At 69.2% G+C, this 13784-nt stretch carries 9 protein-coding genes; 4 read left to right on the forward strand and 5 right to left on the reverse strand.

Features of this window, described 5'->3' with window-relative positions; translation table 11 throughout:
• Nucleotides 1-23: 23 nt before the first annotated feature.
• A complete protein-coding gene (locus Adu01nite_RS20075; RefSeq protein WP_239132551.1) occupies nucleotides 24-2066 on the reverse strand; it encodes a sigma-70 family RNA polymerase sigma factor in 2043 nt (680 codons plus the stop codon).
• Nucleotides 2067-2379: 313 nt separating this feature from the next.
• Between Adu01nite_RS20075 and Adu01nite_RS20080 the strand changes: the two genes are divergently transcribed.
• The 3 genes from Adu01nite_RS20080 to Adu01nite_RS20090 all read left to right on the forward strand — a co-directional run bounded on the left by Adu01nite_RS20080 (nucleotide 2380) and on the right by Adu01nite_RS20090 (nucleotide 6285).
• Nucleotides 2380-3777: a pectinesterase family protein gene (locus Adu01nite_RS20080; RefSeq protein ID WP_239132552.1), complete on the forward strand. Its 1398-nt coding sequence runs from the start codon at nucleotides 2380-2382 to the stop codon at nucleotides 3775-3777.
• Nucleotides 3774-5219: an RICIN domain-containing protein gene (locus Adu01nite_RS20085; protein ID WP_239132553.1), complete on the forward strand. Its 1446-nt coding sequence runs from the start codon at nucleotides 3774-3776 to the stop codon at nucleotides 5217-5219. The genes Adu01nite_RS20080 and Adu01nite_RS20085 overlap by 4 nt, the downstream gene beginning before the upstream one ends.
• 106 nt (nucleotides 5220-5325) lie before the next feature.
• A complete protein-coding gene (locus tag Adu01nite_RS20090; protein ID WP_203728436.1) occupies nucleotides 5326-6285 on the forward strand; it encodes a fatty acid desaturase in 960 nt (319 codons plus the stop codon).
• Here Adu01nite_RS20090 and Adu01nite_RS20095 read toward each other — a convergent pair.
• The 4 genes from Adu01nite_RS20095 to Adu01nite_RS20110 all read right to left on the reverse strand — a co-directional run bounded on the left by Adu01nite_RS20095 (nucleotide 6236) and on the right by Adu01nite_RS20110 (nucleotide 10631).
• A complete protein-coding gene (locus tag Adu01nite_RS20095) occupies nucleotides 6236-6850 on the reverse strand; it encodes a CPBP family glutamic-type intramembrane protease (RefSeq protein ID WP_203728437.1) in 615 nt (204 codons plus the stop codon). The two genes, Adu01nite_RS20090 and Adu01nite_RS20095, sit on opposite strands and share 50 nt — an antisense overlap.
• A gap of 59 nt (nucleotides 6851-6909) precedes the next feature.
• Entirely contained in the window at nucleotides 6910-8937 is a 2028-nt protein-coding gene (locus Adu01nite_RS20100; protein WP_203728438.1) for a cellulose binding domain-containing protein, read from the reverse strand.
• 187 nt (nucleotides 8938-9124) lie between these two features.
• Entirely contained in the window at nucleotides 9125-9598 is a 474-nt protein-coding gene (locus tag Adu01nite_RS20105) for a hypothetical protein (protein ID WP_203728439.1), read from the reverse strand.
• 184 nt (nucleotides 9599-9782) lie between these two features.
• Nucleotides 9783-10631, reverse strand: coding sequence for a S1 family peptidase (locus Adu01nite_RS20110; protein WP_203728440.1), 849 nt, complete (start codon nucleotides 10629-10631; stop codon nucleotides 9783-9785).
• 212 nt (nucleotides 10632-10843) lie between these two features.
• Between Adu01nite_RS20110 and Adu01nite_RS20115 the strand changes: the two genes are divergently transcribed.
• Entirely contained in the window at nucleotides 10844-13750 is a 2907-nt protein-coding gene (locus Adu01nite_RS20115) for a beta-galactosidase (RefSeq protein ID WP_239132554.1), read from the forward strand.
• Nucleotides 13751-13784: the final 34 nt, after the last annotated feature.

A 13784-nucleotide genomic window follows, 5' to 3' on the forward strand; every position in this document is an offset into this window, starting at 1 on the left:
ACAACCTAAGAATCAGCTGTGAATCAATAGCCACCCATCGATGCGCCGACGCCGTCGCCGGTCGCCAGGAAGTCGGTACGCGGCAGCGCGCCGTCCGCTCGGCGGGCTCCCTGGGCGCCGGCCGGATCGGTCGACCGGAACGTCTCGGCGAAGTTGTTGCGGCTGAGCTGGGCGTTCGCGGCCAGCGCCACCGGGTTGTCGGCGGCCGCGTTGGAGCGCAGCAGGGCCGGCGCGTTCGGCAGCGCGAAGCCGTTGCTGCCGTTGCGCCAGGCGGTGTTATTACTCAACTGCAATGCCCCGGTCCCGCCGTCGTCGGTGAACCCGTTGCCGGCGTTGTCCCACGCCGCGTCGTGCCGCAGCTTGTGCGCGGCGGCCACGTCGCTGCCGGCCAGCGCGAACCCGACCTGGTTGCGGTAGGCCCAGTTGTACTCGACGGTCACCGGGTCGGTGAATCCGCCGAGGTCGAAGCCGGCCGCCCGGTTCCCGTACGCCCGGTTGCCCCGCACGAGGTTGCCGGTGCCCGACCCGAACTGAATGCTCAGGCCACTGCTCCCGCCGGCGAAGTCGCTGTCCAGCACCTGGTTGCCGGTCGTCCCGGCGTCGCGCAGCATCAGCCCCGCGCCCGCGTTGTCGTGCATCGACAGCCGCCGGAACACCACGTCATGGCAGGCCCGGCAGACGTACGCGTGACTGCGCGCCCCGGTCACCTCCAGCCCCTGCACCGTCCAGAACGCCGCCGACTGGGTGATCGCCCACCGGTCGACCGGCACCCCGGACGCGTCGATGACCGGCTTCTCGTTGCCGTAGTTGCTGAGCACGATCCGCTTGGCCGCGGTGCCGCTGGTGGTGATCGCGAGCTCGGCGGTGAGGCGGTACGTCCCGCCGCGCAGGGCGATCGTCTGCCCCGGCTTCACCACCGACACCGCCTTCGCGAGGGTGGCGAACGGCTTGGCCGCGGTGCCGTTGCCGCCGTCCGACCCGCCCGGCGCCACGAAGATGGCGGCCTGCGCGACGCCGGTGATCCCGGTCGGCAGGGGAGTGGCGGACGCGGCCGCCGACGACGGCGGGTTGGTCTGCACCCGGCGGGCGGTGCCGGGCGCGGCCGACCGGGTGAGCGTCGGCGCGACGACCACGGTGTCCCCGCCCGGTGGCAGGGCCTCGTGATAGACGGCGTACGCAAGTCCGCCGCCGACGGCGACGGTCGTGGCCGTCGCCACCGTCAGGGTCTTGTGCTGCAGCAGCCCGAGCAGGGTCATCTTGCCCGGCACCGCGGTGACCTTGATCCCGGCGACCAGGCCGATCGGCACCGGCAGCGCGCCGATGCCGAGCAGCAGCTCCTCGGGCGCGACGAGGCCGGCCCGGCGCGGCTCGCACAGCGGGCATTCCCGGATGTGCCGCACGAAGCGTTTGCGCCACAGTGGATCGGCGACGCCGTTCCAGCGGCGCAACTGGTCGGACAGCTCCGGGCAACGCGGCTTGGCCCGCAGCGCCCGGACGACCCCGCGGGCCGCGTCGAGCTGGGCCTTCATCCGCTGCACCCGCACCGCGGCGTGCTTGGGCTGCACGGCCAGGGCCTCGGCCAGCTCGGTGCGGGTGAGCTCGCCGCTGGCCTCCTGCCACCACAGGCCGAGCAGCCGACGATCGCCGTCGTCGAGCCACCGGGCCGCCTCGGCGAGCTCTCGGCGCTGGTCGGCGACGACCAGCTCGGCGGCGGTGCGGTCGGCGAAGTCACCGCGGGGGTCGGCCACCTCGACCGGCTCGGCCACCCGCCGCATCCGGGTCGCCTTGCGGGAGCGCAGGTAGAGCTGGATCTGCCGGTACGCGATGGACACCAGCCAGGAGCGGAAGCGTTCCGGATCGCGCAGCCCGGGCAGGCCGCGGATGGCCCGCAGCATCGTCTCCTGCACGAGGTCGTCGACGTCGGGGTGACCGGCCAGTGCCCGGCCGATGATGTTGTAGACGAGCGGCAGGTGGAGCGCGATCAGCTCGTCGAGGGCGTCGTTGTGGCCGGACTGGGCCTCCCGCACGAGCAGCGAGACTCCGGGAGCGATCTGACTCTGGGTCACCTGACGCCCTTCCTCACGTGGTCGTCGGCCATCAACCCTCAGAACATTGACAACTATCGATCTCGGACAGTGTCGGGAGTGGCATGAACTGCGACAACGGAAGCCGGGCGCCATCGTGACACAGCTTTCCCGGAAGCGACAACCAAGAAGTTTTCGCAGTTTCTGTTGTCGGGTAGCCGCTTGTCCATCTACCAGGGTGCCGCCTTCCCCCGGGTGGCATCACTCAGTGTGACGCATTGGGAGCGCTCCCATACGCACCGTCACCGAACGGGCGAGAGGATCGAGAGAGTTGTCCGGAGCAAAACGAAGGTTCTTGGTAGCCGCGCTGGCGATCAGCATCCCCACGGCCGCCATCGTCTACGCCGCTCTGCCGTCCCAGGCGGCGACCCTTCCGGCCGCGGGTGGCACCTACCAGCTCGTGGTCACCAAGAGCGCGAAGTGCATCGATGTCGCCGCCGGGTCCAAGGACAACAGCGCGCTGCTGCAGCAGTGGGGTTGCACCGACGGTGCGGCCTGGCAGCAGTTCAAGCTGACCGCGGTGACCAGCTCGCAGTACCAGCTGGTCAACGTCAACAGCGGTAAGTGCATCGACATCCCGGCCGCGTCGAAGACCTCGGGTGTCCAGGTGCAGCAGTACACCTGCGTGTCCTCGCAGGCCAATCAGCTGTTCACGCTGGCCGCCAACGGCACCAACACGTTCCAGATCATCAACGTGAACAGCGGTCTCTGCCTCTCCGACCAGGGTGCCTCCACCGCGTCCGGGGCCGCGATCATCCAAGAGACCTGCACCTCCAACTCGAACAAGCAGTGGGCGTTCAACGCCGTCTCCGGCGGCTCGACCACCGGCGCCACCGTCGCTGCGGACGGCACCGGGCAGTACAAGACGGTCCAGGCCGCCATCGACGCGGTGCCGGCCAACAACACCACCCGCCGGACCATCACCATCAAGGCCGGCACCTACCGTGAGATCGTCACCATCCCGGCCAACAAGCCGTACGTGACGCTGCAGGGTCTCGGTTCATCGGCGGCCCAGACGGTGATCGTCAACAACCACAGCTCGGCCGGCGGCTACGGCACCTCGGGCAGCGCCACCGTCTTCGTGAGCGGCCACGACTTCGCCGCCACCAACCTCACGATGTCCAACGACTACGGCGAGGGCAGCCAGGCGGTCGCGGCCAACGTCGGCGCGGACAAGTCCGTCTTCAACAACGTCCGGTTCCTCGGCGCGCAGGACACGCTGCTGGTCAATTCCGGTCGCTCGTACTACACGAACTCGTACGTCGAGGGCACCGTCGACTTCATCTTCGGCGGCGGCACCGCGGTCTTCAACGCGTCGTCGATCTACGAGAAGCGCACCAGCGGCGGGCCGATCACCGCGGCGAAGACCGATGCGGGTACGGCGTACGGCTTCCTGTTCTACAAGTGCACGATCACCGGCGCCGCTAGCGGCAAGACCCAGCTCGGCCGCCCGTGGGGTGCCGACGCCCAGGTCCTCTACCGCGAGTCGTCGCTGAGCTCCGCGCTCGCGACCGCCCAGCCGTGGATCGACATGTCCAGCAACTCCTGGAAGAACGCGCGCTTCTACGAGTACAAGAACACCGGCTCGGGCGCGACCACCAACAGCAACCGGCCGCAGATGTCCGACTCGACGGCCGCCAGCTACACCCCGCAGAAGTACCTTGCCGGCACGGACGGATGGAACCCGCTATGAGGAAGAAGCTGATTTTCGGGGCGGTTGCGGCCGTCGCCGTTCCGGCCGTGCTGGTCGCGGTCTCGATGATGCCGTCCGAGGCGGCGACGCTGCCCGCGGCCGGTGGCACCTACCAGCTCGTGGTGACCAAGAGCGCGAAGTGCATCGACGTCACCGCAGGCTCGAAGGACAACAGCGCGCTGCTCCAGCAGTGGGGCTGCACCGACGGCGCCGCTTGGCAGCAGTTCAAGCTGACCGCGGTGACCAGCTCGCAGTACCAGCTGGCCAACGTCAACAGCGGCAAGTGCATCGACATCCCGGCCGCGTCCAAGACGTCCGGCGTTCAGGTGCAGCAGTACACGTGCGTCGGCTCGCAGACGAATCAGCTGTTCACGCTGGCCGCGAGCGGCACCAACACGTTCCAGATCATCAACGTCAACAGCGGCCTGTGCCTGAGCGACGCCGGCGCTTCGACCGCGAGCGGCGCGGCGATCATCCAGGAGACCTGCAGCGCCAACAGCAACAAGCAGTGGGCGTTCAACGCGGTCTCCGGCGGGTCGACCGGCGGACGCACCTTCTCCAACACCGCCGACGGGTTCGCCACCGGCACCACCGGTGGTGCGGGCGGCACGTCGGTCACGGTCACCACCTATGCCGACCTCTTGAAGTACGCCACCAGCAGCGCCGCGTACGTCATCAAGATCAGCGGGACCATCACCGTGCCGACCTACGGCTACGAAATTCCGGTCACCAGCAACAAGACTCTTGTCGGAGTGGGCACGACCGGGCGGATCAAAGCCGGTGGCATCTTCCTCGCCTCCGGCGTGCACAACGTGATCATCCGGAACCTGACCATCGGCGACACCGCGGTGGCCAGTGACGACCCGGACGACAAGGACTTCGACTACGACGGCATCCAGATGGACACCGCCGACCACGTCTGGATCGACCACAACACGTTCCAGAACATCAACGACGGCTTCATCGACAGCCGCAAGGACACGAACTACGTCACCGTTTCCTGGAACCAGCTGGGCGCCCACAACAAGGCATTCGGCATCGGGTGGACCGACAACGTGGTCGCCCGGATGACGATTCACCACAACTGGATCCACGACACCAACCAGCGCAATCCCAGCGCCGACAACCTGCTGTACGCGCACCTCTACAACAACTACCTGGTGAACGTCACCTCGTACGGAAACCTGTCCCGCGGCAGCACCAAGATGGTGCTGGAGAACAGCTACTTCGACCACGTCAACAACCCGTGGAACATCGACGACACCACCAAGGGCCAGCTCAAGCAGTCCGGCAGCATCGCCGTGAACTGCACCGGCAAGCAGGTGACCGGCGGCGCCGCGTTCACGCCGAGCAGCTTCTACTCGTACACCCTGGACGCCGCGGCCGACGTGCCGTCGCTGGTCAAGACGTACTCCGGCCCGCAGGGCAGTATCACCATGTAGCAGACACTCGGGGAGTAAGGGGAGACGCCGGCCGGAGCCGAAAAGCTCCGGCCGGCGTCGCATTCCGTACACGTACTGGTCAAACACCGGGTCTAGCTTTCCGCCCGTGCCATCCCGGACGTATGGCGCAACGACGACCTCGACCCTGCTGGTCGCCGGCGCCCTAGGCTCTCTCTGCCTGCAACTGTTCGTCATCCCGATGGTGTTGCTGCCGCACGGCAACGCGTACGGCTGGCTGCTGGTCCCGCTGGTGCTGACCAGCACGCCGTTCTGGTCGATCCTGCACGAGTCGATCCACGGCTCGCTGTTGCGCGACCGCACCCTCAACGACCGCCTCGGCCGCGCCCTCGGCATCGGCTACGGCGCACCGTTCATCCTCTTAAAATCCGGACACCTACTTCACCACCGCTTTTCCCGTACGCCGAGGGAGCGCACCGAGGTGTACGAGCCATCGCGGTCGACGTGGGCATCCACCGCACCCGGGTACTACCTACGGTTGTTCGGCGGCCTCTACCTGGCCGAGGTGGCCTCGGTGATCCTGGCGCTGGCCCCGCGCCGGCTCTGGCACCGGCTGCGCCACCTGCTGGACACCCCGGACACGGTGACCGCGCTGCTCTTCGACGCGATCACCGGCCGAAAACTGGCTCAGTTCCGCCTGGACGCGATCCTGATCGTCCTGCTCTACGCGGGTGCTTTCACGGCGTACGGCCGGAAGGGGTGGATGCTCTTGGCGGTCCTGGCCGGCCGGGCGCTCCTGGTGTCGGTGGCGGACAACGCCTACCACTACGCCACCGCCCTGGACGAGCCCCTGGAGGCGATGAACCTGCGCCTGCCCCGGCCGCTCGAGTCGTTCGTGCTGGCCTTCAACCTGCACGGCATCCACCACAAACACCCGGGCCTGGCCTGGCCCGACCTGCGCGGCGCGTTCGAGGCCGACGGCGGCCGCTTCGACCTGGGCTGGTGGTCCGCGGTGGCCCGGCAGATCCGCGGCCCGGTCCCGGCCGACTCACCACGGCTCAGAGCGACCCGGCGCCGTGATAGAAGTACTGACCCAGTCCCACGGTGAAGATCGTGATCCCGTAGAGCGCGTGCTCGACCGACACCACGAGCAGTGAGCGGGTGCGCTGGTAGCGGCGGGCGAACAGCCAGCCACCCGCGATCGTGGCGAGCACCGCGAGCACGTTGCCGAAGAGAAGGTGGGCGAAGCCGAACGCCGCCGCGCTCGCCGCGGCGGCGCCCAGGCCGGTGCCGAACACCGGCGCGTAGCGGCGCAGCAGGAAGGCCCGGAAGAGCAGCTCCTGCGGATACACCGAGACGAGCGGGTAGAACACGATGACCGCGAGCCAGAGCAGCGGCTCGCGGCGCGGCAGATCGAAGAGATGGTCGCGGTCGACCACGGCGACCGCGACCACGGCGAGCACCGAGACCGCGGCCCACCGCAAGAGCATTCCGGGCAGGGCCGGGCGCAGCGCGGACCGCCGGAACGGTGCGAAGCCGCCGGTCCGCCGCAGGTAGACGACGACGGCGACGGCCGCCAGCAGCAGGATCGGGATCGGCCCGCCCGGAACGTGGACGGCGATGTAGAGACCGACGAGCCCGAAGAAGACCAGGACGTACTCGAGGAGCCGCATCGGGCGGACGGTAACCGGTGGCGGTAACCCGGGCACGGAGCCCGGGTTACCGCCGATGATCAGGCGATCGAGCAGACCGTGCCGTTCAGGGTGAACGCGATCGGCGCGATGTTCGGGCCGCTGTAGGAACCGACGAAGCCGACCGAGGTCGACCCGCCGCCGGCCGCGAGGGTGCCGTCGCTGGTGACCCGCACGTCGGTGCCGCTCGACGTCCAGGTGGCGCTCCAGCCGCTACTGACGCTCTGCCACGTGGTGGGCCAGGTGTAGTTGAGCGTCCAGCCGGTGATCGGGGCCGCTCCGGTGTTGGTGATGTCGATCTGACCGACGAAGCCGTTGCCCCAGTCGTTGGTGTCGGCGTACTTCACCTTGCAGGTGCTGGTCGCGGGCGCGCCGGTGGTGAAGGTCAGCGGCGCCGACGACCACGACTGGTTGCCGGCCGCGTCCCGGGCCAGCACGTTCACCGTGTAGCGATTGCCGGGCTGCAGGTTGCGCACGGTGAACGAGGTCCCGGTGGTTTCGCCGAGCTGCTCGCTGACCGCGCCGTTGGCCCGGTAGATCTCGTACTTGGTGGCCTTGGCCGCGCCGGTCCAGCCGATCGTGGCGGTGCGGTCGGTGACCGCCGTCGCGGTCAGCGCGGACGGCGCCTGCGGTCCGGTCGCCGCCGCCGACGGGTGCAGGGTCACCAGCGTCAGCGAGTACGCCGGGAGCGTGCTCGCGCTGCCCGCGTGCGCCGCCGGGTCGCCGTTGCCGTAGGTGAGCACGGTCGGCGCCGCGGCCGACGAGGTGTATCCGGCGTAGTTGAGCGCGACGTCGTGGGCCGAGGAGGGGTCCTTGTTGATCAGCAGGACCGACAGGTCGCCGTTCGGCCGCCGGGCCGCGTGCGCGGTGACCAGGGCGTTATCGGTGCCGGCCCGGATCATCTGGTCGCCCGGGTGCAGGAACGACGACAGGAGCTTCAGCGCGTGATACGGCGCGAACGGCGTGTTCAGCGCCGGTTCGCAGACCGCGTTGTCGGCCGTGCAGGTGCCGCTGGAGAGCAGCCCGAAGTCGTTGTAGTCCTGCCGGCCCTCCACCATGCTTGGCGTGCCGATGCCGTTGTGGACGTTCCACCACTGCACCGTGAAGACGCCGTTGGCGATCAGGCTCGCGTACGCGTCGGCCAGGAAGATCGCCCCCGGCTGGGTGTTCTGCCCGACCCCGACGTTGAGCTCGGTCAGGCTGATCCCGATCTTGCCGGCGTTCGCGCCGCCGAACGTGTTGATCTGCTGCCGCAGCGCGTAGACGGTGTCGTCGAGGTACTGGGTCTTGCCGATCGCCTCGGCCGCGGTCCCGCCGCCGGGGTACCAGTGCACGTCGGCGAAGTCGATGTGCGGACCGGCGATCGACAGCACGGTCTGGTTCCAGGTGGCGCTGTCGCCGCCGGCGACGATCCCGTCCGGCCAGTTCGCCGGGGTGGTGAGTACCGCGCCGACCTTGATCGTCGGGTCGACCGCCTTCATCGCGTCGGCGTAGGCGACCACCTCGTTCGCGTACTGGGTCGGGCTGAGATCGGTGTGATCGTCGGCCTCCCACGCGGATCCGTAGCGGCCGTTGCCGTAGTTCTCGTTCCCGATCGTCCAGTATTTGGCCTGGTAGCCCTTGGTGACGTTGGCGTACCGGACCCAGCCCGCGGCCTCTTCGGCCGAGCCGGTGCCGTAGTTGGCGATGATCATCGGCTCGGCGCCGGTGCGGCGGGCCGACGCCATGAACGTGTCGAAGTCGGTGTTGGGGGCGACGTACCCGCCGGGCGCGGTGTGCGTCTCCCAGTGGTAGATGTCGGCGTAGGAGCCGCCGGGGTAGCGGATCATCTTGACGCCGGCGTCGCCGAGCAGGTCGGCGACCGCGTTGGTGCCGAGGGTGGTGTCCCAGATGGCGTCGTTGACGCCGAGCGCGGTGGCCGGGACGGTGGCCAGGCCGGCGCGGGCGTTGACGGAGACTTTGACCGGAGTTTCGGCGGCGAAGGCGCTCTGGGCGGGTGGGGCGACCAGGGCGGTGGCGGCGAGCAGGGCAGCGCCCAGGGCCGCGCGACGGGGAATCGCGGACTGCATGGCTCTCCAAGGTGGGTGAATATCAAGAGGGGATTGGGAGCGCTCCCAGTCTGCGGTTGTCAATGAGGGCTGTCAATGTCACGGAGATTTCCGGGGAATTTCCTGGACCTCCAATCGATGGTGAAATGCGGCGAGGGCCGCACCCGTTCCCGGGTGCGGCCCTCGGCCGTATTAGCAGGTCAGCGCATTACTTCTTGGCCGGGTGGAACGGGCCCGGGTGGAACGGGCCCGGGTGGAACGGACCGGGGTGACCCGGGCCGCCCGGGAAGCCGGGGCCCCAGCCGCCGGGACCCCAGCCGCCGGGGCCGCCCGGGAAGCCGGGGCCGTGACCCGGGAAGCCGGGGCCGTAGTTGCGGGCCTGCAGGGCGAACCAGCCGCGACGCGGGCCGAACGGCACGCGGACGCAGGTGTAGTCGTCCCACTGGCCGCGGCGCTCGCCGAACTGGCCGATCCGGTTGCACTGGATCGGGCTGCGGTAGATGCCGACGGTCCAGGACCGGAACGGGCCGAACCGGTCGGCGGCCTGGGTGGTGGCCTTGTCGGCCTTGGGGGCCGGGTTGGCCGGCGTGGCCGAAGCGGCAGCGGCCGGGCCGGCACTGAAGGCCAGGGCGGCGACGGCGGCCATTCCCGACATCACGAGCATGCGGGCTGCTTTATTCATCGAATCCACCTTTTCGTATCCGGGGTATTGCCGATGTGATGATCTTAGGCAATTTGTGGCATTTGTCCGGAAAGAAACGCACACCCGAATAGGTGAATTGATCGAGGGACTATTTCGATTTGCAATAATGTGGTCCGGCGGCAATATGCCGCCGGACCTGGGGTTATTCCACCGTTCGTACGAGTCAGCTTGCCGGTTTGGTCAGCAGGCAGCCCGACACGGTCAGATCAATGGTGCGGCTCGCGTTGACGCAGGTCGTGAACCAGTACGTCTGCTCGCCGTAGCTCTGCCCCTGATAGGCGTGCGTGGTGCCGTTCGCGTCCACCTCGCACGGGTTGTTCAGGGTGCACATCTCGCCGTCGTCGTTGCCGGTGTTGTTGATGCCGACGATCTGCCCACTGGTCGCATCCACGATCGGCGAGCCCGAGGTGCCGTGGATCGTGTCGCAGTTCGCGTCGTAGCGGATCGAGTCCTTCCAGGTCCACACGTCCTCGCGCAGCTGGCTGACGAAGCTGTCGATCGTGCAGTCCCAGATCTGCTTCCAGTAGCTGGAGGGGATCGCGATGGAGCTCCCGGCGGCCGGCCGGCTGCCCGCGATGGTGTACGCGGTGGCGCCGTAGCGGCTGGTCAGCGTCGCGAAGGTGGAACTGAGCCGGTAGAGCGTCACGTCGGTGCCGGTCATCGTGGCGTAGATGACGCGGTCGGCGCGGACCGTGCCGAGCGCGGTGCCGGCCGAGTTGAGCAGCGAGCCGCTGCGGGTGCTGGTGCGGTTCTGGATCACCACGCCGGCGCCCGGCATGCCGCCCTCGTAGCAGTGGCCGTTGGTGAGCATCATGGCCCGGTCGCTGGCGACCGAGGTGGGGAAGCGCACCAGCGAGGCCGAGCAGTTGCTCAGCTTGATGGTGTTGGCGAGGGTGCCGGCCAGCAGGGCCTGGGCCGGAGCGGCCTGGGCCGCCGAGGCGGGTGCGGTGATGAGGCCGGTGGCGGCCGCGATGGCCGCGGCGCCGAGTGCGAGTGCCCGTCGTAGGCGCATGAAGGGTCCCTTCTGCTGTTCCAGGGGTGGGGCGTCGGGCGCGTGACGGGTCGGCGACACGCTGACGCCGGTCGGTCTGGGTGCCCGTACCCTCGCATCGAGATTCACTGATGTCAATGTCCGCACCGCGGGTGGCGCCACTCGTTCTCGATCATGGCGGTCGCGGCGGCGGATCGGGCGGAATCGCCACCATTTCCGCTTAGCATGTGTCGATGCGCTTCGATGGATCGAGCGGTCGCCGCGCCCTCGCCACGGCCCTGGCCGTGCTGGTCGGCACGCTCCTCGCCACGTCCGCGCCGACCCAGGCGTCGGCTACCTCCCAGCCGGTCTCCCCGCCGCACAACGCCAGCACCGCCAAGACCGTCAGCTTCGACCAGTACTCGATGATCATCGGGGGTGAGCGCACCTTCGTCTGGTCCGGCGAGATGCATCCCTTCCGGATCCCGAGCGTCGCGCTGTGGCGCGACACCCTGGAGAAGATGAAGGCCACCGGCTTCAACACGGTGTCCTTCTACTTCAACTGGGCCTACCACTCGCCCGCCCCCGGGGTCTACGACTTCACCGGCGTCCGCGACATGGACCGCCTGCTCACCATCGCCGAGCAGGTCGGTCTGTACGTGATCGCGCGGCCCGGCCCCTACATCAACGCCGAGGTGGACGGCGGCGGCTTCCCGGCCTGGCTGACCACCCAGGCCGGCCGGGCCCGCACCGACGCCCCCGACTATCTGGCCGCGACCGACGAGTGGCAGAGCGCCATCGACGCGATCATCGCGAAGCACCAGATCACGAACGGCACCGGTTCGGTGATCCTCTACCAGGTCGAGAACGAGTTGGCCGCCACCGGCACGGCGCAGCGCAACTACCTGCAGCACCTCTACGACAAGGCCCGGCTCGACGGCATCGAGGTGCCGATCTTCCACAACGACAAGGGCCGCAACGGCTACTGGGTGCCGGCGTCCTCGACCGTTCCCGGCACCGTTCCCGGGCCGCTCGACATGTACGCGTTCGACGGCTACCCCGGCGGCACCTGCCGCACCGACGGCACGGTCGGCTCACCCAGCGCCGCCCCCGACTGGGGCATCCAGGGCGCCGGCGGCGCGAAGGGCGGCGCCACCGCCTCGCCGAACACCCCCGGCTTCGTCGCCGAGTTCGGCGGCGGCTGGTTCGACTACTGGGGCAGCGTCGGCACCTATCCGTGCACCGGGGTCCGCGAGGGCAACGGCTACGAGCGGGTCTTCTACGGCACCAACATCGCCAACCGGATCACCGTGCAGAACTTCTACATGACTGTCGGCGGCACCTCGTGGGGCTGGCTGCCGGCGCCGGTGGTCTACAGCTCCTACGACTACGGCGCGGCCATCGGCGAGTTCCGCGAGCTCAAAGCCAAGAACGAGGCCTTGCGTACGCTCGGCTACTTCGTGCAGACGGTGAAGCCGCTGACCAAGGTGGAGAAGGGCGACGACGTACCCACCTCGTCGGCGGCGGTGCGGATCGAGCACACCGTCAACCCGGACACCGGCACGAACTTCTACTTCGCCGTGCACAACCCGTCCAACGCCACCACCGACGACAGCTTCACGTTCCCGATCGGCGACCACACCGTGCCGCTGCGGCTGGCCGGGCAGGACGCGAAGACGCTGGTCGCCAACTACGAGATGGAGGGCAACCACCTCGTCTACTCGACCTCGGAGATCGAGACGCACCTGCGCGGGGTGGCGCTGCTGCACGGCCGGCCGGGGGAGAGCGGCGAGACCGTTCTGCGCTACCCGTCGGCGCCCACGGTCAAGGTCCTGCACGGCGCGGCGGACGCCGCTTACGACCCGGCGTCCGGCGACCTGCGTCTGACCTACCAGCATTCCGGGCTTATCAGGGTACGAGTGACCGAGCCGCACCGGGCGCCGCTGACCCTGCTGATCGCGGACGAGGCGACGGCGGCCACCTTCTGGCGGGTCGACTCGACGCTCGTGCGCGGGCCGCAGCTGGTCCGTTCGGCCCGGTCGCAGCACGGCGTTCTCGCCCTGACCGGGGACACCACGGCCGTGGCCGACCTCGAGGTGTGGGGTCCGCCGCTGTCCCGGGCGGTCACCTGGAACGGGCGGCCGGTCGCGGTGCGGCCCACCTCGGCGGGCAGCCTGCTCGGCGTACGCAAGCTGGCGGGGCCGCGGCAGGTCGCCCTGCCCGACCTGACCACCTGGAAATACTCGGCGGAGTCGCCGGAGGCGGCCGCCGGATTCGACGACAGCGGCTGGCGCGTCGCCGACCTGACCAGCACCAACAGCACCACCAAGCCGCCGGCCGGGCAGCCGGTGCTGACCGCCGACGACTACGGCTTCCACCACGGCGACGTCTGGTATCGAGGGCACGGCACCGGGAGCCTGCCGGCCGGTATCGCGCTGAATTACGGCGGTGGTGGCGCCGGTCTTCTGCAGGCCTGGCTGGACGGGGTCTACCTCGGGCAGAACGTGCTGGCCACCGGGGTGGCGTCGCCGTCGACGCGCGGCACCGCGACCTTCACCGTCCCGGAAGCGCTGCGGGGCGACGGTGACCACGTGCTGTCGGTGATGGTGCGGAACAACTCGCACAATGAGGACGGTGGCGTCAACGACGCGCACAAAGAGGGCCGGGGTCTGATCGGGAGCTCGCTGACCGGTCTCACCTGGCGCATCCAGGGTGGCGCGGCGATGGATCCGGTGCGCGGGCCGCTCAACAACGGCGGACTCTACGGCGAGCGCACCGGCTGGTCGCTGCCCGGCTTCCGGGACCGCTCGTGGGTCACCCGGACCGTCCCGGACACCTCGGCCACCGCCGGCACCTCGTGGTACCGCACCTCGTTCGACCTGCGGATCCCGGCCGATCTCGACGCGTCGATCGGGCTGACCATCGGCGATCCCGCGGTGCCCCGCTCCGGCGGCCACTACCGGGTGCTGATCTTCCTGAACGGCTGGAACCTCGGCCAGTACATCGCCGACGTCGGGCCGCAGCACACGTTCGCCCTACCCGCCGGCGTGCTCGACCCGCACGGCCACAACACCCTGGCCCTCGCCGTGACCAGCGACGGCGGCCCGGGCGACACGCTGGAGCAGGTGAAGCTGACCGCGGTGGCGGTCAGCCGCCGCTGACCCACCCGTTCTCCAGCAGATCGAAGGCGCCGAC

This window comes from Paractinoplanes durhamensis (genome assembly GCF_016862175.1).
GTDB classification, from domain to species: domain Bacteria; phylum Actinomycetota; class Actinomycetes; order Mycobacteriales; family Micromonosporaceae; genus Actinoplanes; species Actinoplanes durhamensis.

Excerpts from the sequence above, each read along its gene's own strand:
- Adu01nite_RS20085 (WP_239132553.1), top strand. The coding sequence starts at position 3,774 with ATGAGGAAGAAGCTGATTTTCGGGGCGGTTGCGGCCGTCGCCGTTCCG.
- Adu01nite_RS20095 (WP_203728437.1), bottom strand. The coding sequence starts at position 6,850 with ATGCGGCTCCTCGAGTACGTCCTGGTCTTCTTCGGGCTCGTCGGTCTC.
- Adu01nite_RS20100 (WP_203728438.1), bottom strand. The coding sequence starts at position 8,937 with ATGCAGTCCGCGATTCCCCGTCGCGCGGCCCTGGGCGCTGCCCTGCTC.
- Adu01nite_RS20105 (WP_203728439.1), bottom strand. The coding sequence starts at position 9,598 with ATGAATAAAGCAGCCCGCATGCTCGTGATGTCGGGAATGGCCGCCGTC.
- Adu01nite_RS20110 (WP_203728440.1), bottom strand. The coding sequence starts at position 10,631 with ATGCGCCTACGACGGGCACTCGCACTCGGCGCCGCGGCCATCGCGGCC.
- Adu01nite_RS20115 (WP_239132554.1), top strand. The coding sequence starts at position 10,844 with ATGCGCTTCGATGGATCGAGCGGTCGCCGCGCCCTCGCCACGGCCCTG.